The 23,261-nt window shown below is 27.2% G+C and carries 28 protein-coding genes and 1 tRNA gene; 18 read left to right on the plus strand and 11 right to left on the minus strand.

Annotation, left to right across the window (positions count from 1 at the left end; translation table 11 throughout):
* Positions 1 to 155: 155 nt before the first annotated feature.
* Genes ACTTBE_RS05295 through ACTTBE_RS05310 form a run of 4 tightly spaced genes read left to right on the plus strand, consistent with a single transcriptional unit; the run spans position 156 to position 4,239 of the window.
* Complete coding sequence (locus ACTTBE_RS05295; protein WP_440677479.1) at positions 156 to 2,633, plus strand: helicase-related protein; 2,478 nt, start codon at positions 156 to 158, stop codon at positions 2,631 to 2,633.
* Between the two features lie 4 nt (positions 2,634 to 2,637).
* Positions 2,638 to 3,054 carry a TerB family tellurite resistance protein gene (locus ACTTBE_RS05300; RefSeq protein ID WP_440677480.1) on the plus strand — a complete coding sequence of 139 codons (417 nt, stop codon included), beginning with the start codon at positions 2,638 to 2,640 and terminating at the stop codon, positions 3,052 to 3,054.
* Positions 3,051 to 3,377, plus strand: coding sequence for a ferredoxin FdxA (fdxA, locus tag ACTTBE_RS05305; RefSeq protein WP_075484280.1), 327 nt, complete (start codon positions 3,051 to 3,053; stop codon positions 3,375 to 3,377). The genes ACTTBE_RS05300 and fdxA overlap by 4 nt, the downstream gene beginning before the upstream one ends.
* Positions 3,334 to 4,239, plus strand: a complete 906-nt coding sequence (locus ACTTBE_RS05310; RefSeq protein WP_440648233.1) for a CarD family transcriptional regulator — start codon at positions 3,334 to 3,336, stop codon at positions 4,237 to 4,239. Before fdxA ends, ACTTBE_RS05310 begins: the two co-directional genes overlap by 44 nt.
* 359 nt (positions 4,240 to 4,598) lie before the next feature.
* Here ACTTBE_RS05310 and ACTTBE_RS05315 read toward each other — a convergent pair whose 3' ends face one another.
* The 3 genes from ACTTBE_RS05315 to ACTTBE_RS05325 form a co-directional block, all read right to left on the minus strand.
* Positions 4,599 to 5,717 carry an AMP-dependent synthetase/ligase gene (locus tag ACTTBE_RS05315; protein WP_440677481.1) on the minus strand — a complete coding sequence of 373 codons (1,119 nt, stop codon included), beginning with the start codon at positions 5,715 to 5,717 and terminating at the stop codon, positions 4,599 to 4,601.
* The gene (locus ACTTBE_RS05320; RefSeq protein ID WP_440677482.1) at positions 5,698 to 6,297 is read right to left on the minus strand and encodes an AMP-binding protein; all 600 of its coding nucleotides are present in this window, start codon (positions 6,295 to 6,297) and stop codon (positions 5,698 to 5,700) included. The genes ACTTBE_RS05315 and ACTTBE_RS05320 overlap by 20 nt, the downstream gene beginning before the upstream one ends.
* 6 nt (positions 6,298 to 6,303) lie before the next feature.
* Positions 6,304 to 6,388, minus strand: a tRNA-Leu gene (locus tag ACTTBE_RS05325).
* 57 nt (positions 6,389 to 6,445) lie between these two features.
* Here ACTTBE_RS05325 and ACTTBE_RS05330 point away from each other — a divergent pair.
* From ACTTBE_RS05330 to ACTTBE_RS05340, 3 genes are read left to right on the plus strand one after another with little or no spacing between them, the layout of a single operon-like run.
* Entirely contained in the window at positions 6,446 to 7,051 is a 606-nt protein-coding gene (locus ACTTBE_RS05330; RefSeq protein ID WP_440677483.1) for a YqaA family protein, read from the plus strand.
* Positions 7,044 to 7,526 carry a disulfide bond formation protein B gene (locus ACTTBE_RS05335; protein ID WP_440677484.1) on the plus strand — a complete coding sequence of 161 codons (483 nt, stop codon included), beginning with the start codon at positions 7,044 to 7,046 and terminating at the stop codon, positions 7,524 to 7,526. The genes ACTTBE_RS05330 and ACTTBE_RS05335 overlap by 8 nt, the downstream gene beginning before the upstream one ends.
* On the plus strand, positions 7,510 to 8,043 hold the full coding sequence (locus tag ACTTBE_RS05340; protein ID WP_440677485.1) for a demethoxyubiquinone hydroxylase family protein: 534 nt from the start codon (positions 7,510 to 7,512) through the stop codon (positions 8,041 to 8,043). The genes ACTTBE_RS05335 and ACTTBE_RS05340 overlap by 17 nt, the downstream gene beginning before the upstream one ends.
* Here the strand turns inward: ACTTBE_RS05340 and ACTTBE_RS05345 are convergent.
* Both ACTTBE_RS05345 and ACTTBE_RS05350 read right to left on the minus strand, forming a co-directional pair.
* Positions 8,040 to 8,609, minus strand: coding sequence for an HNH endonuclease (locus ACTTBE_RS05345; RefSeq protein ID WP_262590094.1), 570 nt, complete (start codon positions 8,607 to 8,609; stop codon positions 8,040 to 8,042). The genes ACTTBE_RS05340 and ACTTBE_RS05345 overlap by 4 nt on opposite strands.
* Positions 8,610 to 8,656: 47 nt before the next feature.
* Positions 8,657 to 9,307, minus strand: a complete 651-nt coding sequence (locus ACTTBE_RS05350) for an alpha/beta hydrolase (RefSeq protein ID WP_440677486.1) — start codon at positions 9,305 to 9,307, stop codon at positions 8,657 to 8,659.
* A gap of 49 nt (positions 9,308 to 9,356) precedes the next feature.
* Here ACTTBE_RS05350 and ACTTBE_RS05355 point away from each other — a divergent pair, with 49 nt between their 5' ends.
* On the plus strand, positions 9,357 to 9,560 hold the full coding sequence (locus ACTTBE_RS05355) for a twin transmembrane helix small protein (RefSeq protein ID WP_440677487.1): 204 nt from the start codon (positions 9,357 to 9,359) through the stop codon (positions 9,558 to 9,560).
* On the opposite strand, the gene ACTTBE_RS05360 is transcribed toward ACTTBE_RS05355, so the two are convergent.
* Positions 9,557 to 10,066 (minus strand): TlpA family protein disulfide reductase, encoded by a 510-nt coding sequence (locus tag ACTTBE_RS05360; protein ID WP_440677488.1) that lies wholly within the window; start codon positions 10,064 to 10,066, stop codon positions 9,557 to 9,559. The genes ACTTBE_RS05355 and ACTTBE_RS05360 overlap by 4 nt on opposite strands.
* 24 nt (positions 10,067 to 10,090) lie before the next feature.
* Here ACTTBE_RS05360 and argH point away from each other — a divergent pair, with 24 nt between their 5' ends.
* Genes argH through ACTTBE_RS05380 form a run of 4 tightly spaced genes read left to right on the plus strand, consistent with a single transcriptional unit; the run spans position 10,091 to position 13,528 of the window.
* Positions 10,091 to 11,482, plus strand: coding sequence for an argininosuccinate lyase (gene argH, locus ACTTBE_RS05365; RefSeq protein ID WP_440677489.1), 1,392 nt, complete (start codon positions 10,091 to 10,093; stop codon positions 11,480 to 11,482).
* Positions 11,479 to 11,604 (plus strand): hypothetical protein, encoded by a 126-nt coding sequence (locus tag ACTTBE_RS05370; protein WP_440675541.1) that lies wholly within the window; start codon positions 11,479 to 11,481, stop codon positions 11,602 to 11,604. The genes argH and ACTTBE_RS05370 overlap by 4 nt, the downstream gene beginning before the upstream one ends.
* A complete protein-coding gene (gene lysA, locus ACTTBE_RS05375; protein ID WP_440677490.1) occupies positions 11,601 to 12,815 on the plus strand; it encodes a diaminopimelate decarboxylase in 1,215 nt (404 codons plus the stop codon). Before ACTTBE_RS05370 ends, lysA begins: the two co-directional genes overlap by 4 nt.
* An 11-nt stretch (positions 12,816 to 12,826) precedes the next feature.
* Entirely contained in the window at positions 12,827 to 13,528 is a 702-nt protein-coding gene (locus ACTTBE_RS05380) for a lysophospholipid acyltransferase family protein (RefSeq protein ID WP_440677491.1), read from the plus strand.
* On the opposite strand, the gene dnaN is transcribed toward ACTTBE_RS05380, so the two are convergent.
* The 4 genes from dnaN to mutM form a co-directional block, all read right to left on the minus strand.
* On the minus strand, positions 13,525 to 14,637 hold the full coding sequence (gene dnaN, locus ACTTBE_RS05385; RefSeq protein WP_440648217.1) for a DNA polymerase III subunit beta: 1,113 nt from the start codon (positions 14,635 to 14,637) through the stop codon (positions 13,525 to 13,527). The genes ACTTBE_RS05380 and dnaN overlap by 4 nt on opposite strands.
* Positions 14,627 to 16,045 (minus strand): chromosomal replication initiator protein DnaA, encoded by a 1,419-nt coding sequence (gene dnaA, locus ACTTBE_RS05390; protein WP_440677492.1) that lies wholly within the window; start codon positions 16,043 to 16,045, stop codon positions 14,627 to 14,629. The genes dnaN and dnaA overlap by 11 nt, the downstream gene beginning before the upstream one ends.
* 316 nt (positions 16,046 to 16,361) lie before the next feature.
* Positions 16,362 to 16,622 carry a 30S ribosomal protein S20 gene (gene rpsT, locus ACTTBE_RS05395; RefSeq protein WP_262590084.1) on the minus strand — a complete coding sequence of 87 codons (261 nt, stop codon included), beginning with the start codon at positions 16,620 to 16,622 and terminating at the stop codon, positions 16,362 to 16,364.
* A gap of 48 nt (positions 16,623 to 16,670) precedes the next feature.
* A complete protein-coding gene (gene mutM / locus ACTTBE_RS05400) occupies positions 16,671 to 17,534 on the minus strand; it encodes a bifunctional DNA-formamidopyrimidine glycosylase/DNA-(apurinic or apyrimidinic site) lyase (protein ID WP_440677493.1) in 864 nt (287 codons plus the stop codon).
* A 29-nt stretch (positions 17,535 to 17,563) separates the two neighbouring features.
* Between mutM and ubiE the strand changes: the two genes are divergently transcribed.
* Genes ubiE through ACTTBE_RS05430 form a run of 6 tightly spaced genes read left to right on the plus strand, consistent with a single transcriptional unit; the run spans position 17,564 to position 22,670 of the window.
* On the plus strand, positions 17,564 to 18,268 hold the full coding sequence (ubiE, locus tag ACTTBE_RS05405) for a bifunctional demethylmenaquinone methyltransferase/2-methoxy-6-polyprenyl-1,4-benzoquinol methylase UbiE (RefSeq protein ID WP_440613538.1): 705 nt from the start codon (positions 17,564 to 17,566) through the stop codon (positions 18,266 to 18,268).
* The gene (ubiB, locus tag ACTTBE_RS05410; RefSeq protein WP_440677494.1) at positions 18,268 to 19,836 is read left to right on the plus strand and encodes a 2-polyprenylphenol 6-hydroxylase; all 1,569 of its coding nucleotides are present in this window, start codon (positions 18,268 to 18,270) and stop codon (positions 19,834 to 19,836) included. The genes ubiE and ubiB overlap by 1 nt, the downstream gene beginning before the upstream one ends.
* 8 nt (positions 19,837 to 19,844) lie before the next feature.
* Positions 19,845 to 21,050 (plus strand): bifunctional phosphopantothenoylcysteine decarboxylase/phosphopantothenate--cysteine ligase CoaBC, encoded by a 1,206-nt coding sequence (gene coaBC, locus ACTTBE_RS05415; protein ID WP_440677495.1) that lies wholly within the window; start codon positions 19,845 to 19,847, stop codon positions 21,048 to 21,050.
* On the plus strand, positions 21,050 to 21,487 hold the full coding sequence (gene dut, locus ACTTBE_RS05420) for a dUTP diphosphatase (protein WP_440613541.1): 438 nt from the start codon (positions 21,050 to 21,052) through the stop codon (positions 21,485 to 21,487). Before coaBC ends, dut begins: the two co-directional genes overlap by 1 nt.
* Positions 21,484 to 22,239, plus strand: a complete 756-nt coding sequence (locus ACTTBE_RS05425) for a HesA/MoeB/ThiF family protein (RefSeq protein ID WP_440677496.1) — start codon at positions 21,484 to 21,486, stop codon at positions 22,237 to 22,239. The genes dut and ACTTBE_RS05425 overlap by 4 nt, the downstream gene beginning before the upstream one ends.
* Positions 22,230 to 22,670 (plus strand): SH3 domain-containing protein, encoded by a 441-nt coding sequence (locus ACTTBE_RS05430; protein WP_440677497.1) that lies wholly within the window; start codon positions 22,230 to 22,232, stop codon positions 22,668 to 22,670. The genes ACTTBE_RS05425 and ACTTBE_RS05430 overlap by 10 nt, the downstream gene beginning before the upstream one ends.
* Here ACTTBE_RS05430 and ACTTBE_RS05435 read toward each other — a convergent pair.
* Positions 22,667 to 23,260: a DUF3501 family protein gene (locus ACTTBE_RS05435; RefSeq protein ID WP_440677498.1), complete on the minus strand. Its 594-nt coding sequence runs from the start codon at positions 23,258 to 23,260 to the stop codon at positions 22,667 to 22,669. The two genes, ACTTBE_RS05430 and ACTTBE_RS05435, sit on opposite strands and share 4 nt — an antisense overlap.
* Position 23,261 lies beyond the last annotated feature (1 nt).

Here is a 23,261-nt window from a genome sequence, read left to right on the forward strand (position 1 = left end):
TATTATAGAATTAATCTCAATTATGATATTCTCATTAATATTAATATAAAAATGAGAACTTTTTACTCTCCGATTCGGTCATGTTTTAGTCTATTTTTGTTCTTTAGCACTAACAATATCTGGTAGGTAAAAAAAAATATACACCAAAGATAGAAATGACTAAAAATAAAATTACAGCTGTTCTTGGTCCAACAAACACGGGTAAAACTCATCTTGCAATTGACACAATGCTATCTTTTGACAGCGGAATGATTGGGTTCCCATTAAGATTATTAGCAAGAGAGGTTTACGATAAAGTAATAAAAAAAATTAGTGTAGACAAAGTTGCTTTAATAACTGGTGAAGAAAAAATAATTCCTACAAATGCAAAATATTATTTATGCACAGTCGAATCAATGCCTATTGAAAAACATTTAGAATTTGTGGGCATAGATGAAATCCAAATGTGTGCAGATCATGAAAGAGGTCACATATTCACAGATAGACTATTAAATTTAAGAGGTGAAAAACTTACGATGCTAATGGGTTCTAGTACTATTAAAAACATCATATCTAAATTAAACGAGGATTTAGAATTTATTAATAGAGATAGATTGTCAAAACTCACTTATGCCGGACATAAAAAGATATCAAGGATAAATAGAAAAACTGCAATTATAGCTTTTTCAGCGGAAGAAGTTTATGCAATAGCAGAATTAATAAGAAGACAAAAGGGTGGGGCAGCTATAGTTATGGGGTCATTAAGTCCTAAAACGAGAAATGCTCAAGTAGAACTTTACCAATCTGGAGATGTCGATTTTTTAGTAGCCACTGACGCTATTGGAATGGGAATAAATATGGATCTAGATTATGTATATTTCTCAAATCTTAAAAAATTTGATGGAAAAAAATTAAGAAAATTAAATTTATCTGAAATAGGACAAATAGCGGGAAGAGCTGGAAGATATTTGAATGATGGTGGTTTTGGAATAACTGGTGATTGTAAAGAAATTTCACCTGAAGAAGTGGAATTAATTGAAGGACATAAATTTGAAGAAATAAGAACTTTATTCTGGAGAAATTCTGATCTTAATTTCAATAACCCAAATTCACTGATTAAAAGTCTTGAAGAAAGACCCCAGATGGAATGGTTAAGAAAAGTTCACGAATGTGAGGATGAAAGAGCGCTAAAATATTTTATAAAAGATGAAAAAAATAATCTAGAATTTAACGAAAGAACTCTCAAATTATTATGGGAATGTTGTCAGATACCTGATTTTGTTAAAAAAACCTACGGCAATCATTATGAAGTGATCAGAAATGTTTTTAAATTTTTAAACAGTGAAAAAGGTCTAATTTCAGAAGATTACTTGAGATTACAGCTCATGAAACTTGATAAATTAGAGGGAAATGTAGATTCTTTATCAAATAGAATTGCAAATGTAAGAACTTGGTCTTATGTTTCAAATAAAAATAATTGGGTAGAAAATCAAAATTATTGGATAGAAAAAACAAAACATTTAGAAGATAGACTTTCTGACAGACTTCATGAAGAACTTACCAAGACTTTTATCGACAAAAGAGCAAGTATACTTGCAAGAGGTTTAAAACAAGACATGGAATTCAAAACTGAAATATTACAGAACAATGACGTTAAAATAGATGATCAGTTTATTGGTAAAATCAAAGGTTTGAAATTAGAATTAGATTTAAAAAAAGGCTCTCTTGAAACTGATATCAAGTCATTAAAAAAAGCTGCTAGACAATCAATTGGACCTGAGTTTGATAAAAGAATTCAGTCAATTGTAGATACAGGATTAATAGATTTAAAAGAGGATTTTAAAATATATTGGAATGAATTTCCAATTGCTAAACTGTTACCAGGAAATGATTATTTAAGTCCTAATTTTACTTTAGTTGTTGATGACATTATTGAACAAAATCCAAAACAAAAACTAAATGATTTTATTCAAAAATGGTTAAACTCTAAAATAAGCGATGTCTTGAAAAGTTTAATAGATTTAAAAAACATTAAAGAAGATAAGTCTTCGATTAAAGCTTTAGCTTATCAGCTTTATGAAAATAATGGTGTTTTAAAAAGAGAACAAGTTTCTGATTATTTAAAAAATCTTGAACAAATAGATAGAAAAGTGCTTAGAGAATTGGGTGTAAAATTTGGAAGATACCATGTATTCCTTTATCAGCTTATAAAACCAGATGCTGTATCTTTACGAACCTTATTGTGGAAAAATTTTCATCAAAAATTCTATAATTTAAAACCACCAACTTTTGGATTAAATTTTTTAGAAGATAAAGATTCTCAAAATAAAAACTTTATGCTTCTCTGTGGATTTGAAAAATTTGATAATCTTTTTGTAAGAATAGATATTCTTGAAAGACTCTTTGTACAAATTATTAATGCTACTTCAAAAGAAAATAATGAAATAAAAATGATACCTGAAATGTTAAATCTTTTAGGGTGCAGCAAAGAGAACTTTAAAAAATTATTACAAAAAATGGGTTATAAAACTTATGAGAAAGAACAAGACATGTTTTTTAAATATAATCCTGTTAAAAAATTTAAAAAAATACAGAACAAAAAAGTTTCAAATGAAAATCCATTTAAAGTTCTTAAAAATCTCAAGCTAGGTTAATTTTATGTTTTTTAAAAAGACAGATAAAAAAGAAGAGAATAATTTTAAGGTAAAAGTTTGTGCTTTATTAATCCATGCTGCAAAAATAGATGAAAATTATACTGACATAGAAGAGGAAATAATTAAAAAAACACTTCTAGAGTTGGGCCTTGAAAGTGAAAAAATCACAGAAACTATACAAGATGCAAAAATTATTGAGGAAAATTCAAACCAAATTTTAGACTTCACAAGAGAAATTAAAAATTTACCTGAAAAAGATAAAATTAAAATAGTGGAAGCTCTTTGGTCAATTATTTATTCTAATGAAGATGCGGATATGTATGAAACAAATCTTATGAGAAGATTAGCGGGACTTTTATACATTGACAGTAAAACTATGGGGGATATTAAGCATAGATTAAAAGAGGAAAGTAAAGAGTGACTTATATTGTAAACGATAATTGTATTAAGTGTAAGCTTACTGATTGTGTAGACGTTTGTCCGGTTGATTGTTTTTATGAAGGTAAAAATATGCTTGTAATTAAACCGGATGAGTGTATAGATTGTGGCGTTTGTGAGCCAGAGTGCCCCGTTGATGCTATAAAAGCAGATACAGAACCTGGAAGCGAAAAATGGTTAGAGATCAATAAAAAATATTCAGAAATCTGGCCAAACATAAGTGAGAAAAAAGATCCCCCAGCGGATCACGAAAAATTTAAAAATGAGCAAAATAAGTACGAAAAGTATTTTAAAGAAAATCTTTAAAGGTAAATCAGATAAAGAAATGACAAAAAAAGTTAAAAAGAAAAAAGTAACTAAAGTTAAAAAAGTTGTAAAAACTAAAACTAAAAAAGTCAAAAAAGTAGTAGTAAAAAAAGCTAAAAAAGTATTAAAAAAAATTCCAAATAAATCTCCTAAAATAAAAAAAGTTTCAAAAACTACTGAAACGCCAGATGAACCGAAAGTTGATAATTTAAGAATATCAAAAACTAATGAGGTTAAACCTGAGATAAAAAAAGTTAAAAAACAAGAAACAGAAAAAAGAGAATTTAAAATTAAAGATTATGTTGTTTATCCAAAACATGGCGTTGGTCAAATTACAGAATTTAAAAAAATAAATATCGGTGGTATTGATGTTGAAACATACGTTATCAAATTTGAAAAAGATAAAGCTAATGGTATGGTACCCGTTAACAAACAGTCTCACCTAAGGCCTTTAGCAACAATTAATCAAGTAAACAAATGTATTTCTATATTAAAAAGTAAGCCAAAAATCAAAAGATCAATGTGGAGTAGAAGAGCACAAGAATATGAGGCAAAAATTTCATCAGGTAAAATTTATGAATTAGCTGAAGTTGTAAGAGATCTAAACAAAGGTGATGATCTTATGGTTGATCAATCTTATAGTGAAAGACAACTTTTTGAAAAAGCTTATGAAAGAATGCAATCAGAATTTCAGATAATTTTAAATCTATCACCAGAAGACACTCAAAAAAAATTAGATAAAGCATTAAAGAGAAATGTTGGTGGACAAGCACAAGCTATTAGCGCTACTCCCAAAACTCCAACTGCTGATTTACCTGTCGAAGAGCCTATTTCTGAAACTGACGAACCTTTAGACGAATAAAAAAAAACGCCTCTCACACAAAAAGTTATGAGAAGCGTTTTTTGTAAAGAATACTAAGTTATTATTTTCTTCTTTTCTTAGCCTTTTTAGCTTTTTTCTTAGCTTTTTTCTTAGCTTTTTTCTTAGTTTTCTTTGCCGCTTTTTTTCTTTTCTTAGGCATCTTTAGCTCCCTTTTTAGTTTAACGAATCAAATTGATTCGCTGTTAACTTATTTTTATTTTTTTATACAACTTATGTCAAATCATTAATTAAAAGCGAATTTTAAAAAAAATATTTTTTATTTTTTATTTTTTATAAAAAATTTTTTTATTAATTTAGTTAATGTTTATGCGGTAAATAAACTCTTAATTTAAAGAAATTTAATAAAGTTTTTCTATTTCACTTTTATACTTTTCAATAATTTTATATCTTTTTAACTTTAAAGTTGGTGTCATTAATCCATTTTCAATTGTAAATTGATCTTTAATTACAAAAAACTTTTTAATTTTTTCTATCTTAGATAAGTTTTTATTTATTGTTTCTATTTCTTTTGAAATGTTTTCATCTGACACATTGCTTTCATTATTATTTAAAACTAAAATAGCTATTAAATATGGTTTGTTATCTCCATAAACTAATGCTTGCTCTACATATTCAATCTTCAGTAAGTCATTTTCAATTTTTACAGGTGAAATATTGTCACCACCTGGTGTAATTAAAATATCTTTTTTTCTATCAGTAATTTTTAAGTATCCATTTTCAAAATGTCCTATATCTCCAGTATATAACCAGCCATCCTTTAAAACTTTTTCAGTCTCTTCCTTTTTATTCCAATAACCTAACATAACATTTTCACCTTTAACCAGAATTTCACCATCATCAGCAATTTTCACCTCATTACCACTAAAAGCAGGACCTACTGTATCTATCCTTATATCTTTTATTGGGTTACAACTTACAACTGGAGAAGTTTCAGTTAACCCATATCCTTGCAAAGTCGGTAAACCTATCGAATTTAAAAAAACACCCACCTCTTTATCTAGCGCACCTCCTCCAGAAATGAATGCTTTTAAAGAACCTCCAAACTGAGCTTTTATTTTTTTTCTAACTATTTTTTCGCAAATTGTATTTTGCACTTTTTCAAAAAAAGTAAGTTTTTGATTTGTTAATACTTTTTCTCCTAGATATAGCATTTTGTTTATTAGAGATTTTTTAAAACCAGTAGCTTTATTAAAAGTTGAATTAATTTTTTGATACAGATTCTGATAAAATCTTGGAACAGCTGTCATAATATCGGGACTACACTCCCCCATATTTTTAATTAACTTATCTATACTTTCTGCATAGTAAACTTCTGCTCCTATTGCTATTTGGACAAACTGAACGGTGTGTTCATAGGAATGAGATAATGGTAACCAAGTTAGGAATTTAGGTTTGTAAGATATTATCTCTTTCAAAAGTGAAATAGAACCTTCACAATTATTTAAAATCCCCCCCATGACTAAGCATTACTCCCTTGGGGTTACCTTGGGTTCCTGATGTATAAATAATACAAGCTATATCTTTTCTTGAAATTTCTAATTTTAAAAAATCGATCTCTTCACAATCGTTCTTTAGAAAAATATCTTTAATACATATAGTATCTGATTGACTGTCAATTTGATCAAAGGTGATAGCTTTTTTTATAAATGGCTTTGTAGAAATTATATTTTTAATTTTATTATATTGAACTTGATCTGAGACAATTATTACTGATGGATTACAATCATCAATTAAATATTCATAATCTCTTTCGGTATAAGTGGTATAGGCTGGCACGGTAATTCCACCTGCTAACATTATCGCTAAATCAGATATCATCCATTCAGGTCTATTTTCTGAAATTAATAAACATCTATCTTTTTTTTGAATTAAAGATTTAAGCTCGTCGCTTAATTTTAAAATATTCAAATAAGTATCTCTCCAAGAAAATTTATCGTTTGGATTTTTTAATGATTTTAGAAAAATTTGATCTGCTTTTTCTTTTGTATACTGATTATAAAATAGTTCTAAAAGATTATTATAGTTTTTTATATTCATAAACTTTGGTGGGCGAAGAGAGAATCGAACTCTCACTTCTTGCGAAACACGATTTTGAGTCGTGCGCGTCTACCAGTTCCGCCATTCGCCCATTAAATTAAATTATAATTAAATAGTATAAGAACTAAAATTATATTAAAACTAAAAAATGTTCCAAAGTCTTTATAAATATTGTTTAAATTTAGCTGCTCACAAAAGTTCAAAATTATACTTAGGAATTGTTTCCTTCACTGAAAGTTCATTTTTTCCTATACCTCCAGATGTAATGATTATTCCTATGGTGATTGCTAAAAAAAAAGAATATTTTAAAATATTTTTAATCGCATCTTTATTTTCAGTTTTAGGAGGAATTTTTGGATATTTACTAGGTTATTTGTTTTATGATTTGGCTATTCATGTAATTGAATTTTATGGTTATGAAAATAAAGTAGAAAATTTGAAGACAAGTTTGTCTCAAGGATCAGGTTTTTTTGCCTGGCTAAGTATTCTTTTTTTAGCAGGATTTACTCCTCTTCCCTATAAAGTATTCACTATTGCTAGCGGTGTTGTTGGTTTTAGTTTACCTATATTTATTGTTGTAAGTTTAATCTCGAGAAGTCTTAGATTTTTTATTGTTGCTTATTTATCTTATAAATTTGGTGACTTATTTACTGAATTCATGGAGAAGCATGGTTCAAAATGGTTCACTATAATTGGAATTTTAATAGTTATAGTATTAGGAATTATACTTTTAATTTTTAAATTTAATGCTTAATAACAAATCATTGGTTCTTAACCTAATTTTATTTGTCAGTTTTGTTGCTTTATTGTCAGCGTTCTTTATTGAATATGTTTTAGGTCATCAACCATGCAATCTTTGTATCTTAGAAAGAATTCCATATGTAATCGCAATAGTAATTATACTCTTGAATTATAAATTTTCTCAGTTTGAAAAAATATTTTTGGTTTTATTGGTAATTGTTTTTTTAACAGCTACTATTTTATCAGTTTATCATTTTGGTATTGAACAAGGATTTATCGAGGAATCTCTAGTTTGTGACCTAAAAAATGGCACTGAGGCAACATCCAAAGAAGAAATTTTAAAACAATTGCAGGAACAAAAAGTGAGCTGCAAAGATGTAACATTTAAAATTTTTGGATTATCACTTACAACTTACAATATTGTAATTTCTATACTAATTACAATCAATGCATTAAAAATTTATTTAAACTATGTCAAAAGTAAGTAAAAAAAAAATTGAAGAATTTATAAGGGTAGATCATGCTGGTGAACGTGGAGCAGTTAAAATATATGAAGGTCAATTGTTAGCTTTAAATACATTTGTCAAAGATGAAAATTTGAAAAAAATCATAGAAGATATGAAAATTCATGAAAAGGAACATAGTGAATTCTTTGAAAATGAAATTAAAAAAAGAAACATTGCTCCTACAAAACTTTTACCACTGTGGGATTTACTAGGTGTTGGTTTAGGATTTGGTTCTACTTTGTTAGGGAAAAAGGCTGCCATGCTATGCACAGCATCTGTAGAGGAAGTAATTGATGAACACTACTTAAATCAAATTAATCAATTAGATGAAGATGAAAAATTTCTCAAAAACAAAATTACAAAATTTAGAGAAGATGAGCTTAATCATAAAGATATCGCTTATGAAAAGGGTGCAACTAAAAAAGGACCTTATAGTATTTTAGATAAAATAATTAAAACTGGTTCTAAAATTGCAATTAATATTTCTGAAAAAATTTAAGTTTCTAATTCAACATCCCAATACAAATAATCCATCCAACTTTTGTGTAAAAAGTTAGGAGGAAAGTTCTTACCATTTTTATGTAAATCTTCTGTTGAAGGTCTGAATGGATATTGATTTAATTTCATTCCTGAATGTTTTAATAATTTTCCACCTTTTTTTACATTACAGGCTGAACAAGCTGTAACAACATTGTCCCAATTTGTTTCTCCACCTTTAGATCTTGGAAGCAAATGATCAAAAGTAAGTTCCTCATTACTTCCACAATATTGACAAGAGAATTTATCTCTTAAAAAAACGTTAAATCTAGTAAAACTTGGTTTCGTTTGAGGAACAATATAGTCCTTCAAAGCTATAACACTTGGTAGCTTCATATTAAATGAAGGGCTTCTGATAGTTCTATCGTAATGACTTACAATTATAACTCTATCAAGAAAAACTGATTTCACAGTGTCTTGCCATGACCATAATGATAGTGGGTAATAGCTTAGAGGTCTGTAATCAGCATTAAGAACTAATGCAGGACATTTTTCTAATGATACATCTTGTTCAATAAAGTTGTTCACATTAAAACATTAACTTAGTTTAGCATCATAATCAATATGATCAGATGTTAAATTTTTTTTAAAATATAATTTAATGCTGTACTTGATGCCTCGATAGGAATGTGATGGTCACAATTTTTTATTAATAACGTTTCAACAGGAATATTATTTCGAATTAAAAAATCTTTAGCTTCAAGTAAATGTGTTGATGGAACAATTTGGTCGACATCACCATGTATTAGTAATGTATCTGTGCTATTTTTGATTCTATCTTTCAAATTAATTTGATCTATTATTTTCCCTGAAAATCCTACGACACATAAAAATTTTTCATTTGAGGTAAGACCAACATTCAAAGACATCATGCAGCCCTGGCTAAAGCCTGATAAACAAATTTGTTGATTTGATAAGTTGTATTCAGTTTTAACTTCCTCAATAAATTTTTTAATAACATTTTCAGCTTTAATTGACTCTTCAAGAATATAAGATGGATCTTCTTTGGTTAAATCAAACCATTGATATCCTGATGGATTAATTACACACTTTTCATGTCCATTAGGACAAATAAAAATAGTGTTTGGCAGATGTCTTTTCCAATTTAAAGTTAACATACTTATGTCTTTTCCATCTCCACCATACCCATGAAGTAAAATTATTGCATTCTTGATTTCTGTTCCTTTTTCTGGCTTGATGATGATTGAATTAAGGCAAAATGTCATAGATGATTTATTATGTTTTTTATTTTTAAAAACACACTACAATAATAATATGTTTTCAGGAATATTAGTTAAAATTTTATCTATCGCTCTTTTAATAACTGTTGGAATAGTTTTGGTTTTGGGTATTGGAACCTTATTTAAAGGCGGAGAAACAAGTAAAAAATATTCAAATAAACTAATGCAACTTAGAGTTCTACTGCAATTTGTGGCTATACTTGTTTTGGTAGCTTTCGCATATTTTTTTAAAAACTAATTATATTTTTCAATCCAGTTTAAAAAATCTTTGTCATTAAAGTCTATGTCACCAAGAACCCTTGCAAATTCCTCACCTTCTTTATTTATAAATATTGATGTTGGAACTCCTCTTAGAGAAAATGTTTTAGCTAAAGTTACCTCTGGATCAAAAAAAGGTTCCAAATTTTTTAAGTCTAATTTCACAAAAAATTCTTCAACTTTATTTAGTTTTTCTTTCCCAATATTAATAGGAAAAACTTTTAAATTATTAAGTGATGAATTTGCTTGCATATTGTCTAATGAAGGCATCTCTTCTTTGCACGGAGGGCACCAAGTAGCCCAAAAATTTAAAACTAACAATTTTCCTTTGAAATCATTAATTTTAATTTTTTCATTTTTCTTATTTAAAAAAAATACATTTTCATACGTTTTTGGAACTTTATGAATAACAATATTTTTAATGTTCGGTAAATCACTAGCTTCTGCAGTTGTAATTAAAAAAATAAATAATGCTAAAATTCTCATATTAATTAGGTATAACTAAATATCATGGCAAAAAATAAAAACAACCAAGCAATATGGAACACACGAATACAAAAGGAAGCGTCAAACTTATTTCAAAAAGTTGGTAATTCTATTGATATAGACAAGAGACTTTACAAAGAAGACATCCAAGGATCCATTGCACACGTTGAAATGCTTTTTAGACAAAAGATAATTTCCTTTAAAATAAAAAATAAAATTATCTATGGTCTAAATAAAATTGATAAAGAAATAACTCACAAAAAATTTGAATTTAATAAAAAATATGAAGACATTCATATGAATATAGAGAAAAGATTATTTCAAATAATTGGTGATGAAGCTGGACACATTCATACAGCTAGATCAAGAAATGATCAGGTAATAACTGATTTTAAAATTTGGATTAAAACTGCAACAAAAGATATTAATAATAATATAGATAAAGTAATCAAAAGTTCAATTAAACTGGCTGAAAAAAATGTTGAGACTATTATGCCAGGATTCACTCACCTTAAAAATGCTCAAGCTATATCATTTGGCCATTATTTAATGGCTTATGTGGAAATGTTTACTAGAGATAAAAAAAGATTTTTAAACAATTTAGATAATTTAGATGAAAGTCCGTTGGGTGTAGCGGCTCTATCAGGCACTTCATTTAACATAGATAGAAATTTTACATCTAAAAAACTTGGGTTTAAAAGACCAACCAATAATTCAATAGATACAGTTTCAGATAGAGACTTTGTGCTAGATTTTCTTTATGCTATTTCTGTATGTTCAATGCATATTTCTAGAATTGCAGAGGAATTAATTATATGGAACTCAGATGGATTTAACTTAATCAACTTATCAGATAAAGTTGTTACAGGCTCTTCAATTATGCCTCAAAAAAAGAACCCTGATCTTCTGGAATATCTAAGAGGAAAAACTGGTGCTTCTTATGGAAATTTTTTTTCTATGCTAACTATACTAAAGGGCTTGCCGCTATCCTATTTTAAAGATTTACAGGATGATAAGGAATTAGTTTTTAATTCTAATGACACTCTCATAAATTGCTTAAAAATATTTGATGAAGTTTTAAAAAATTGCAGTGCGAATAAAAAGAAAATGCTTGAACTTGCTAATACAGGTCATATTACGGCAACAGATTTAGCTGATTATTTAGTTAAAGAACACAACATGTCATTTAGAAAGGCATATCAAAAAACAGCTGCTATTGTGAACATGGCAGAAAAAAGAAAGAAAAATTTAAACGAGTTGACTTTACATGAACTAAAAAAAATTGAACCAAAACTCACAGAGGAAGTTTTAAATATTTTTGAATTAAAAAATTCTATTAATTCAAAAAAATCTTTTGGAGGAACATCTTTTGATAATATAAGAAAAATGATAATAAAATATAAGAAAAAAAAATGATTAAAAAAATATCACTTTTAATTTTAATTTCATTTATGTTGGTATCTTGTGGTAAGAAAAATTGTCCAACTTATACTGGTTCAGAAGAGGAAAAATGTGATCCTCTATTTAAAACAAAATGAAATATATAAATAAAAAACTTTCAATTGATAAACATTATTTCCAAGATATTGCTCAAAAGTACAATACTCCAACTTATTGTTACTCATATTCAAGGTTAAGAGAAAATATATTAAATTTCAAAAAAAATTTTAAATCAATATCACCATTGATATGTTTTGCAGTTAAATCAAATACAAATGTAAATTTAATAAGCGAAATAGCAAAATTTGGTTTAGGAGCTGATGTTGTTTCTGTTGGTGAAATGATGATGGCTCTTAAAGCAGGTGTTAATCCAAAAAAAATTGTTTTTTCGGGAGTAGGTAAAACTACAGATGAAATAAAATATGCAATAGACAAAAAAATTTTACTAATAAATGCAGAATCTAAAAGTGAAATAGAAGAAATAAATAGAGTTGCTAAAATTAAAAATAAAATTGTAAAAATCGGTCTAAGATTAAATCCTAATACTGATGCCAAAACATTAAGCCAAATTTCAACTGGTAAGAAAGAAAATAAATTTGGTGTAAATGAAAAAACATTTTATGAAATTATTGATTATTGTAAAAATTCAAAAAATATTGATCTTAATTGTTTAAGTGTTCATATTGGAAGCCAAATTTTAGATCATAAACCATATGAAAAAATGCTTAAGGTGGTTGATAATATTCTGAAAAAAACATCTCATGAATTTGAATATATCGATTTAGGCGGTGGTATGGGAATTAAATACACAGACGATAGTAAAAAACTTAATTATAAAAAATATAATTTAGCCATTAAGAAATTTTTAAAAAATAAAAAATGTAAAATAATATTTGAACCTGGGCGGTCTATAATAGGAAATGCTGGAACATTAATTACAAAAGTTATTTATATAAAAGACAGTGAAAGTAAAAAATTCATTATATTAGATGCGGCAATGAATGATTTAATGAGACCAGCATTATATGGTGCAATTCATAAAACTTTACCCGTTATTAAATCTGGAAAAGTTTCCAAAAAACCTTATGAATTTGTGGGACCTATATGCGAAAGTACAGACAAGTTTGTAACAATTAAAAATTTTCAAAAACTCAAAGAAAAGGACTATATTGCAATATGCGATGCAGGAGCTTATGGAATGTCGCTGAGTTCAAATTATAACTTAAGAACAAAGCCCTTAGAATTACTAATTAAAAACAATAAAATAAAAATAATTAGAAAAAGACAAAAGCATAAAGAAATAATCTAGCTTTTGAGACAATGATAAGAAACTTTTTATTTTCAATAATTTTTTTTACTGGAATTATTGTTATTTCTATAATTTTTTTACCTTCTTTCTTTCTACCAAGAAAAGTTGTTTTAATTGGTGGCAAATTAATGGGCTATTGGACTGGTATTTGCTTAAGGTTTATCCTTTCAGTAAAAATCCTTATTAAAGGTGAAGAAAATATAATAAAAGAGGATAAATTTTTTATTGCTGCATCTCATCAATCAATGTTTGAAACCTTTTATTTGCAAACTATTTTTAATTCACCAGTTTTTATTTTAAAGAAAGAGCTTCTTCAAATTCCAATATTTGGTTGGTATTTAAAAAAAATAGGATCAATTTCAATAAATAGAAATAAAACAACTAAAGATAATTTAGGTTTTTTTAGTGATATTTCAAAAACAATATCACAATCAAATCGTCCATTAATTATTTTTCCTCAAGGTACCAGAGTATTACCTGACAATAGAACTCCATTTAAAAAAGGAGCCTCAAGGATATATGAAGAATTAAAAATAAATTGTTTACCAGTAGCCATAAACTCTGGCTACGTATGGCCAAAAAAAGGTGGAAAAAATAGTAATAGAACAATTACTATATCAATATTAAAACCTATTTCAGCTGGGCTAGAAAAAAATGAATTTTTAAAAACTTTAGAAAAAAATATCTATCAAGAATTAGATTTAATAAATTAACCCTTCATTGGCATCACAACATAAATACTGTCAAAATCGCCTGGATCTTTTATTAATGCTGGTGAACCCGTATCATTAAAGAAGATTTCGACTCTATCACCATCTAATTGTGAAGCTACATCAATCAAATATCTGGAATTAAAACTTATTTCTAAGTCGTGATCAAATTTAACATTTAATGTTTCTTTTCCGTCTCCGCTATTAGTATTATTTACCGAAAGGTTAAGAGTATCATTTGATAAATTAAATTTTACACCATCTTTTTTGTCCAGAGATACAGAGGCCACTCTATCAACTGAGTTTAAGAAAAGTTTTAAATCAATTTCTAATTTTTTTTGATTATTTTTAGGGATTACCTGAATGTAATTCGGGAATTTTCCATCGATAAGTTTTGAAATTAAAATACTATTATTCAGTTCAAACTTAATTTTTGACTTTAGATTTGATACTTTTACATCACCATCATAACTATCTAACAGTGAACAAAGTTGAAAAATTGTTTTTTTGGGAAGTATAATAGGGTCAAATTCAATTTTTTCATCTAGCCTGATTTTTGAAATCGACATTCTATGACTGTCAGTAGCAACAGCTGTTAAATAATTTTTATCTTCAACTTCGGTTTGGTGAAAATAAATACCACTTAAATAATGTCGAGTTTCATCATTTGAAACAGAAAACTTACATTTATTTAGAAGTTTCAATAATTGTTTTGATTTTATAATAAATTCATTTTCATTAAAATTTTCATCAGTCAATGGAAACTCGGTAGCACTAATACAATTCAAATTAAAAATAGATTTTTCCGATTCTACTTGTAATTTACTTACATCGGTAAGAGTAAGGTTAATTTTTTTTCCTGATGTTAATTTTCTGATTATATCATACATAATTGACGAGGTTGTTGTTGTTTTTCCTTCTTCAAGAATTTCAACATTATTTAGCTGGTGTATAAAAATTAAATCAAGATCTGTAGCAGTAATTGTTAATTTAGAATTACTAGCATCTAATAAAATATTAGATAAAATTGGTAACGTGCTTCTCTTTTCAATTACACCCTGACAATAATTTAGTGCTTGCTGAAGGTCTTGTTGGTTGACGTTAAATTTCATTTTCTTTGTTATTGTATAATATCTGATTTTTAAGTTTATTGATATTATCTACCATTTCTGGATCCTTTTCTTTAATTTTCTCAATTGTTTTAACAGAATGGATAATTGTTGTGTGATCTCTATTCGAGAATTCTCTACCTATTTCTGGTAATGATTTTGAAGTTAAAATTTTAGTTAAGTAAATTGCTGTCTGTCGAGGTCTTACAAGATATCTTGATCTTCTTGAAGAAAGCATTTCATTTTTGCTTATCTTAAAAAACTTACACACAATAGTCTGTATTAAGTCAATTGTTACTTTGTTTTCAGAGATATTTAAAAGATCTTTTAATACCACTTTAGTTTCAGGTAAATTTGGAACTTTGTTATAAATTCTTGAAAAGGATACTATTCGATTAACTGCTCCAACTAATTCTCTAACACTTCCTGAGATCTCATTACTGATAAAATCTTGTATATCTTTTGATACTTGAAGCTGATCTGAATATAAATTGTTTAATTCTTCTGTTTTTTTTTGAACTATTTTTTTTCGTAATTCTAAATCAGGTTTTTGAATGTCAACAACCAATCCACCTGAAAATCTAGATTTAATTCTCTCTTGAATACGCATTAATTTATTAGGTGCTCTATCAGCAGATACTATAATTTGCGATCCTTTATCTAACAAAGCATTGAATGTATGAAAAAATTCTTCCTGCATTGCTTCTTTGCCGCTAATAAACTGGATGTCATCTATTAATAAAATATCAGTGTTTCTAAAATATTCTTTAAACTTAACCATATCATTTGATTTAATTGATTTTACAAACTGATACATGAAACGTTCAGCTGAAATGAACATCACTTTATTTTTTTTCTTCATCTCAAAACCAATAGAATTTAATAAGTGAGTTTTCCCCATTCCTACACCACCATAAATATAGAGTGGATTATAATGAGAGATAGTTTCTGTAACCTTTATAGAAGCTTCATATGCAAGTTTATTGCTTGATCCAGTTATAAAGTTATCAAATCGTTTGTTTGGATCTATTCGGTTGTACTGAAGGTACGAGTCTTTTATAAATGAAACATTTTCATTTTGGGTATTTTCAATATTTGTTGTTTCTTTTAAATCCTTATCAACTTTTTGATCAATAATTTTAAATTCAATTCTAATTATACCTTTTTTATACAATTTAATTATTTTCAGAATTTGGTCTAAATACCTCGAAGTAATCCAGTCTCTAATAAATCTAGTTGGAACAGATAAAAGTAAATAATTATTATACTCCTCAAGAAATGATATTTTTTTTAACCAACTTTCATAAATTTCCAAACCTAATTTATTCTTCATTTCAGATTGAATTTGTTGCCAATCGATCTCTTCTGAAGCAAAATTATTAATATTTTTATTTGTAAAAGATTTATTCATAACTTAAGGGAAGATCTCAGTTAGAACGATTTAAAAAATTTTGCAACAAGTATTAAATTTAAAATTAAAAAAAAATTAAATCTGCAATTGTAGAGTTTATTGTCACAATCATTTTTTTTTATGGACACAAATTTTTAAATTAGTTTTAAATTTTCTTAAAAATAAAATTTTTGATTGAATCAAATACAGATTGAATCAAACATTGATTGTATTGTGTAAGATCAAAGATTTACTAAATCTAAATATAGTAATTTGAAAATATTTAGATCTTATATAATGTGTGTGTGAAATTTATCTTCGAAACAACTTAAGGTTTTTAAATTGCTGCAATCTTTTTAGTTATTCTTGAAACGTTTCTTGATGCATTTTGTTTTTTAATTACACCAGTCTTTGCAATTTTCATCAACTCAGAGTTTAATTTAGGTAAGAATTTTAACGCTTCGTCTTTCTTTTTGGTATCAATTAAAGCGTTCATTTTCTTTAATGCATTTCTAAATCTACTTTTTCTAGCTTTATTAACTGCTGTTTGTTTAGAAATACGTCTTATACGTTTAATAGCTGATTTTGTATTTGCCATGCGCAGGGGTATAGCTTGAGAACTGAAAACGGTCAACTAAATATTTTGCTAATTTTGGCAGGAATTACAAAAAAAAGTAGATCTATTTGATACAATTTTTTTCTGTATAGTATCAGTACATCCTATAGTTTTACATCTTAATCCTTCTTGCTGATATACTTTAAACTCTTTTTGATAGTTTCCAGAAGATCCCAACGTATCCTTAAAATCTCTAATACTTGAACCACCTTTTTTAATTGCTCTTAATAAAATTTTTTTTGAATAGTAAATAATTTTTTTACAATCTTCTCTAGTTAACAAACTTGCTTTTTTAAATGGATAAATCTTACTTAGAAATAAAATTTCACTTGCATAAATATTCCCAATTCCAGAAACAAATTTTTGATCTAATAAAAATGTTTTAATATTTTTATTCTTTCCTTTGAAGTAATTAAAAACATAATTCATATTAAAGTTTAAATTGAATGGTTCTGGTCCCAAATTTTTAAATCTACTTTCTAATTTTTCACTATTTTCTACTAACTCAAAAAAACCAAATCTTCTTGGGTCATTATAAATTATTTTCAAAGAATTAAATATTAATTCAATATGATTATGTTTTTTTGGTAATATAGGAGAATGATAAAAACTAGCATTAGTAAATTTTAATTTTTTTTTACTATCAATGATGTGTATGGTTCCAGACATACCCAAATGTATCAAACAAAACTCTCCACTTTTAAAATTCAATATTAAATACTTGGAAAATCTATCTACTTTAATAATTTTTTTATTCATTAAAAAAGAACTAAAATTTTTTGGAAGTGGAAACCTAAGATTTTTATTTCTAATAATTACTTTTTTAATACTTTTTTGTTTAATTTTTTTGTCTAAAGATTGTCTAACAATTTCTACTTCTGGTAATTCTGGCATTTCTCACTATATTCAATATATATTTTTTTATGCAACAATATCTTCAAAATAAAAAAGGCCTTGTGGAAGGTGTTTTTGATCAAGTTTATAGTAAATACGACTTGATGAACGATTTCATGTCACTGGGCATTCATAGATTTTGGAAAAAAAGTCTAATCAATATAATGAAACCATCTCCAAATAGAAAGTTAATAGATGTTGCTTGTGGAACTGGAGATATCGGTAAATTATTTTTGAATAGTACAAATCAAATGTCAGAAGTCACTTGTGTAGATCCAAATAAAGGTATGATTAATCAAGGCAAACAAAAATTATCTAATTATAAAAATATAAAATGGATCAATGCAGCTGCTGAGAAGCTTCCACTTCAAGACAACGAATTTGATTATTACACAATAAGTTTTGGTCTTAGAAATACAAAGAATTTAGATAAAGCTCTATCCGAAGCTTATAGGGTATTAAAACCAGGTGGAAGATTTTTATGTTTAGAATTTTCAAAAATTCAAAACTCTAACCTAGATTTTGTTTATAAAAACTATTCAAAAATAATTCCTCATATTGGTCAATTTATTGTTGGCGATAAAAAACCATATGAATATTTAGTAAAAAGTATTGAAGAATTTATTAATCAGGAAGAATTAATTGACTTAATGAAAAAGCATAATTTTACGAAATGTAATTATAGGAACTTTTCAGGTGGTATAGTTTCTATCCATAGTGGTTGGAAAATATAATGCTAAGAAAATTAATTACTTTATTTAAATTAGGAAGAAAAATTGCAAAATCTGATATTTTAGATATTGCCTCTAAATTTAAAAAACCGCCGGTCGCAATCACAATTTTATTTCAGCTATTAGCAATATCTTTTGAAAAAAAAGAATTGAGTCATCATGCGCTAGATGATGGTGAAAGACTTTCAAAATCATTAGAGTCGATGGGTACAACTTTTATAAAATTAGGTCAATTTTTAGCTACTAGACCTGATATTATAGGAGAAGAACTTTCTACAAAGCTGGAAAAATTACAAGATCGTGTACCACCATTTTCTATTAATCAGGCAAAAGAAATAATTAAAAATGATTTAGGCAATGATGCTTACAATTCTATTATTGATTTAAGTGAGCCAGTTGCTGCTGCATCAATAGCACAAGTTCATAAAGCTAAAATAAATGACAATGGTACAATTAAAGATGTAGCAATAAAAATTATAAGACCTGACATAAAAAAAATATTTAATGAAGAAATTGATGCGATGATGCTATTTGCATTTATCATTGAGTCATTTTTAAAAAAAACTAAAAGATTAAAACTTGTGGAAGTTGTTTTTTTGTTGAAAGAAATAACTAACCTAGAAATGGATTTAAGGTTTGAGGCAGCAGCCGCAAATGAATATGCAGAAAATACAAAAAATGATGCTGGATTCAAAGTTCCTGAAATATATTGGAACTTTACTAGTGAGAATGTAATGACATTAGATTGGATAGATGGAGTATCTATTCGTGAAACAGAGGAGCTAAAAAAAAGAAATTTAAATACTAATAAAATTGCTGAGGATATTATCCAACATTTTTTAAGACATGCAGTAAGGGATGGTTTTTTTCATGCTGATATGCACCAAGGAAATATATTTATTGATGAGAATGGTCTAATAGCTCCAATAGATTTTGGTATAATGGGTAGATTAGACAAAATGAGTAAACGTTTTTTAGCTGAAATTTTATTTGGATTTATACAAAGAGATTATAAAAAAGTTGCTGAGGTTCACTTGGTAGCAGGATTAGTTCCTAAAAATGTGCCAATAGATGATCTTGCACAAGCATTAAGGTCAATAGGAGAGCCAATATTTGGTCAAGAGGTTAAAGATATTTCGGGTGGAAAATTATTAAAACAGCTTTTTGATGTTACAGAAAAATTCAATATGCAAACTCAACCTCAATTGTTGATGTTACAAAAAACAATGGTTGTGGTTGAGGGTGTTGCAAGAAAATTAAATCCTAACACTAATATTTGGACAACTTCTAAACCAGTTCTTGAAAATTGGTTAAGAGAAACAAAAGATCCTATAAATAATTTTAACGAAACACTTAAAAATAGTACTGAAGTAATTAAAAGATTACCTGAGTTACCTGAAATCATGGACAAAGCAAATCAAGCTCTAACATTTTTAGCTAGCGGACAAATTCCTCAAAACTCCAATTCTTATACAGCTTTAAACGATAAAAAATCTGAAATGATAGCATTTAGAAACCAATCTATTATTGGTTTATTACTTCTTGTAATTTTTGGTCTTATAGTATTTTAATTCTGCAAATGAAAAATCTTAATAACAAAAAAATTCTTTTTATTATTTGTGGTGGTATTTCAGCTTATAAAAGTCTTGAAACGATTAGATTATTAAAAAAAAATAGTGCAGAAATAAAAACTATACTTACTTCTAGTGCTAAAGAATTTGTAACTCCATTATCAGTAGCATCACTATCTCAAGGTAAAGTTTATAGTGATTTATTTAGCTTAGAAAACGAAACTGAAATGGATCACATTTCACTTTCTAGATGGGCAGACGTAGTTATCGTTGCACCAACTACAGCAAATACAATTTCAAAATTAGCACAAGGTACTACAGATGATTTGGCTTCCGCTGTAATACTTGCCTCAAATAAACAAATTTATTTAGCACCAGCGATGAATGTTAGAATGTGGGAACATAAATCTACAAAAACTAATTTAAAAAAATTAAAAGATTTTGGTTATAAGTTTATTGGTCCAGAAATAGGAGATATGGCATGTGGGGAATATGGAGAAGGTAAAATGTCAGAACCATTAAAAATTGCGGATGAGTTAAACCAATTTTTTTTAAACCAAAGTCAAAATAAAAAATTTAAAGCTTTAGTTACTGCGGGTCCAACAAATGAGTATATCGACCCTGTGCGTTTTATAACAAATAAATCAAGTGGCAAACAAGGATATGAATTAGCTAAATGTCTATCGAAAAAAGGTTTTGACACAACACTGATTTCAGGACCAACTAATCTAGAAGTAGAAAAAGATATTAAACTCATTGAAGTTGAAACAGCAGATGAAATGTTTGCTGCTACACAAGAGAATTTACCTGTAGATGTAGCAATTTTTTCAGCTGCAGTATCAGACTTTAAAGTAAAAAATAAATCTCAAACAAAAATAAAAAAAGAAGAAGCATTAAATTTAAATTTAGAAAAAAATATTGATATTTTAAATTACATATCAAATCATAATTCTATGAGGCCTGAAATTGTGATTGGTTTTGCAGCAGAAACAAACGAAGTTTTAAAAAATGCAGAAGAAAAATTAAATAAAAAGAATTGTGATTGGATAATTGCTAATGATGTTTCTAACAAAAATATTGGATTTAACTCTGATTATAATGAAGTTGTAATCCACTACAAAAATAAATCTTTAAAAAGTGAAGTCCTACCATACAAAAGAAAATCTGAAATTTCTGAAGAAATAGTTGATAGAATAATTGATCAATTAAATTAATGGCAAAAATCCTTGTTAAAAAATTAGATCCTTCAATAGAGCTACCTGCCTACAAAACAGAAGGGGCTTCGGGAATGGATCTTATGGCATTTATAAAAGAACCTATTATACTTAAATCCCAAAATTCTTGTTTAGTTCCAACTGGAATTGCCGTTGCTTTTTCAAATGAATTTGAAATTCAAATACGACCTAGATCAGGTTTAGCAGCAAAAAATAGTATTAGTGTTTTAAATACACCAGGAACCATAGATAGTGATTACAGGGGTGAAATAAAAGTAATACTTTACAATCACGGAAAAGAAGATTTTTTAATAAACAATAAAGACAGAATAGCTCAAATGGTTCTTGCACCAGTGATAAAAATGAATTTTGAAGAAACAGATGAGCTTCCAGAAACAATTAGAGGCGAAGGCGGATTTGGCTCAACAGGAAAATGAGCAAAAAACTAAACAAAAAACAAATCGAACGTTTTTCAAGACAGATCATATTAAAAAATATTGGTATTTTAGGTCAAAATAAAATTACAAATGCAAAAGTATTAATAATAGGCATGGGTGGTCTCGGGTGCCCAGTAGCAGAATTCTTGACTAGGTCAGGGGTTGGCTCATTAGGAATTGTGGATCATGATCGAATAAGCCTTTCAAATATTCATAGGCAGAGTTTATTCAATCAGAAAGATTTAAATCAACTAAAAGTCAAAATAGCTAAAAAAAAATTAAACAACATTAATTCTTTAACAAATATAAAAATTTTTAATTACAAATTAAATAAATCTAATTTTCAAAAAATTATTAAAGATTACGATTATATTGTTGATGGAACTGATAATTTTGAAAGTAAATTTCTAATTAATGATTTAAGTTTAAAGTATAAAAAGTTTTTGGTAACTGGTGCTATAAGTAAATTTGATGGTCATATCTTTACATTTAATTTCAAAAATAAAAAGGAACCATGCCTTCGATGTTTTTATCAAGAGGAAAAAATATCAGATGAAATACTCAATTGTGAATATGAAGGAATCCTGGGAACTGTAGCGGGAATAGTTGGCACGATACAAGCTAATGAAATTTTAAAAAATATTTTAAATATAGGCCAAAGTTTAAATAATTATATTTTAATTATTGATTTATTAAATTTAAATTTTAGAAAAGCAAAAATTAAAAAAAGAAAAAACTGTCTATGCAATTAATTATAAGAATAATTTTAATTTTTATCTTATCAATTTCAATAAGTTCAGCTGATGAAATATTTGTTTCTTTAAAAAAAAATAAAGTAAACGTTAGGTACGGTCCAAGTTTTGATTCAGATGTAAAATATGTTTACAAAAAAATTAACCTTCCTTTAAAACAAATAGATAAAAAAGAAAACTTTAGAAGAATTATAGACCTTAAAAATAATGGTGGGTGGATACATATATCTCAATTAAAAAAAAATAATTCTGCAATAGCAACAAAAGATAAAATTTTATTTAAAAACCCTACATCTTTTGCAAAACCAATAGCTCTTATTAAGGAAGGTAGGTTATTAATATTAGAAAAGTGTGAACAAGAATGGTGTCAGATAACATCTGGAAAATTTCAAGGTTGGGTTAAAACAGATAATGTCTGGGGATTTAATTAACTAAAATCTGCAGAAAGTGACTTTTTGTTCTCTAAAGACAGCTTGGTAGTATGGGAATATTCTTTATGATCTATTCCTATTTCAACTTCAATTTCTTCAGATTTAAATTTAGCTATTTGGTCATCTGAAAAATTAAAATGAATAAATTGGACTGAAGAAGCTTTTCCTTCAGCTGATGTTCTATCAACATCTTCCTCTGGTATAGCTTTTATTTTTTCTCCATTAATTTTCATAAACACTGTTTCTTCTATTCCACCCACTTTTCCTAGGAAAGCTGCACGTGATATAGGATTGTCTATTTCAAACATCAAAGTAGCTGTTAATTCTTTACCATTTGGTATTAGAGGATTGTATGCTGACAACTCATCTTTAAGTTGTTCATCTCCACCTTTTTCAATATATAACATTTCTTGAACTTGAGCTAACATTGTCTCGTAACTTTCAAAATAAAAAGTTGCATAAGGACCTAATGCAATTCTTCTATTTTTTTTAAAATCAACAATATTTTTTCTCAGTTCTCTTCTATTTTTTGTGTAGATATCCAATGGCATGATGTCTTCTTTTTGTATCTCTCTTTTTTCTCTTGGCATA

The sequence above is a fragment of the Candidatus Pelagibacter sp. HIMB1587 genome, assembly GCF_052047775.1.
Classification (GTDB): domain Bacteria; phylum Pseudomonadota; class Alphaproteobacteria; order Pelagibacterales; family Pelagibacteraceae; genus Pelagibacter.

What these genes read in the sequence shown, in the direction of transcription:
- ACTTBE_RS05295 (WP_440677479.1), top strand. Translation starts at nt 156, where the DNA reads ATGACTAAAAATAAAATTACAGCTGTTCTTGGTCCAACAAACACGGGT.
- ACTTBE_RS05300 (WP_440677480.1), top strand. Translation starts at nt 2,638, where the DNA reads ATGTTTTTTAAAAAGACAGATAAAAAAGAAGAGAATAATTTTAAGGTA.
- ACTTBE_RS05310 (WP_440648233.1), top strand. Translation starts at nt 3,334, where the DNA reads ATGAGCAAAATAAGTACGAAAAGTATTTTAAAGAAAATCTTTAAAGGT.
- ACTTBE_RS05315 (WP_440677481.1), bottom strand. Translation starts at nt 5,717, where the DNA reads ATGGGGGGGATTTTAAATAATTGTGAAGGTTCTATTTCACTTTTGAAA.
- ACTTBE_RS05320 (WP_440677482.1), bottom strand. Translation starts at nt 6,297, where the DNA reads ATGAATATAAAAAACTATAATAATCTTTTAGAACTATTTTATAATCAG.
- ACTTBE_RS05330 (WP_440677483.1), top strand. Translation starts at nt 6,446, where the DNA reads ATGTTCCAAAGTCTTTATAAATATTGTTTAAATTTAGCTGCTCACAAA.
- ACTTBE_RS05335 (WP_440677484.1), top strand. Translation starts at nt 7,044, where the DNA reads ATGCTTAATAACAAATCATTGGTTCTTAACCTAATTTTATTTGTCAGT.
- ACTTBE_RS05340 (WP_440677485.1), top strand. Translation starts at nt 7,510, where the DNA reads ATGTCAAAAGTAAGTAAAAAAAAAATTGAAGAATTTATAAGGGTAGAT.
- ACTTBE_RS05350 (WP_440677486.1), bottom strand. Translation starts at nt 9,307, where the DNA reads ATGACATTTTGCCTTAATTCAATCATCATCAAGCCAGAAAAAGGAACA.
- ACTTBE_RS05355 (WP_440677487.1), top strand. Translation starts at nt 9,357, where the DNA reads ATGTTTTCAGGAATATTAGTTAAAATTTTATCTATCGCTCTTTTAATA.
- ACTTBE_RS05360 (WP_440677488.1), bottom strand. Translation starts at nt 10,066, where the DNA reads ATGAGAATTTTAGCATTATTTATTTTTTTAATTACAACTGCAGAAGCT.
- argH (WP_440677489.1), top strand. Translation starts at nt 10,091, where the DNA reads ATGGCAAAAAATAAAAACAACCAAGCAATATGGAACACACGAATACAA.
- ACTTBE_RS05370 (WP_440675541.1), top strand. Translation starts at nt 11,479, where the DNA reads ATGATTAAAAAAATATCACTTTTAATTTTAATTTCATTTATGTTGGTA.
- lysA (WP_440677490.1), top strand. Translation starts at nt 11,601, where the DNA reads ATGAAATATATAAATAAAAAACTTTCAATTGATAAACATTATTTCCAA.
- ACTTBE_RS05380 (WP_440677491.1), top strand. Translation starts at nt 12,827, where the DNA reads ATGATAAGAAACTTTTTATTTTCAATAATTTTTTTTACTGGAATTATT.
- dnaN (WP_440648217.1), bottom strand. Translation starts at nt 14,637, where the DNA reads ATGAAATTTAACGTCAACCAACAAGACCTTCAGCAAGCACTAAATTAT.
- dnaA (WP_440677492.1), bottom strand. Translation starts at nt 16,045, where the DNA reads ATGAATAAATCTTTTACAAATAAAAATATTAATAATTTTGCTTCAGAA.
- rpsT (WP_262590084.1), bottom strand. Translation starts at nt 16,622, where the DNA reads ATGGCAAATACAAAATCAGCTATTAAACGTATAAGACGTATTTCTAAA.
- mutM (WP_440677493.1), bottom strand. Translation starts at nt 17,534, where the DNA reads ATGCCAGAATTACCAGAAGTAGAAATTGTTAGACAATCTTTAGACAAA.
- ubiE (WP_440613538.1), top strand. Translation starts at nt 17,564, where the DNA reads ATGCAACAATATCTTCAAAATAAAAAAGGCCTTGTGGAAGGTGTTTTT.
- ubiB (WP_440677494.1), top strand. Translation starts at nt 18,268, where the DNA reads ATGCTAAGAAAATTAATTACTTTATTTAAATTAGGAAGAAAAATTGCA.
- coaBC (WP_440677495.1), top strand. Translation starts at nt 19,845, where the DNA reads ATGAAAAATCTTAATAACAAAAAAATTCTTTTTATTATTTGTGGTGGT.
- dut (WP_440613541.1), top strand. Translation starts at nt 21,050, where the DNA reads ATGGCAAAAATCCTTGTTAAAAAATTAGATCCTTCAATAGAGCTACCT.
- ACTTBE_RS05425 (WP_440677496.1), top strand. Translation starts at nt 21,484, where the DNA reads ATGAGCAAAAAACTAAACAAAAAACAAATCGAACGTTTTTCAAGACAG.
- ACTTBE_RS05430 (WP_440677497.1), top strand. Translation starts at nt 22,230, where the DNA reads ATGCAATTAATTATAAGAATAATTTTAATTTTTATCTTATCAATTTCA.
- ACTTBE_RS05435 (WP_440677498.1), bottom strand. Translation starts at nt 23,260, where the DNA reads ATGCCAAGAGAAAAAAGAGAGATACAAAAAGAAGACATCATGCCATTG.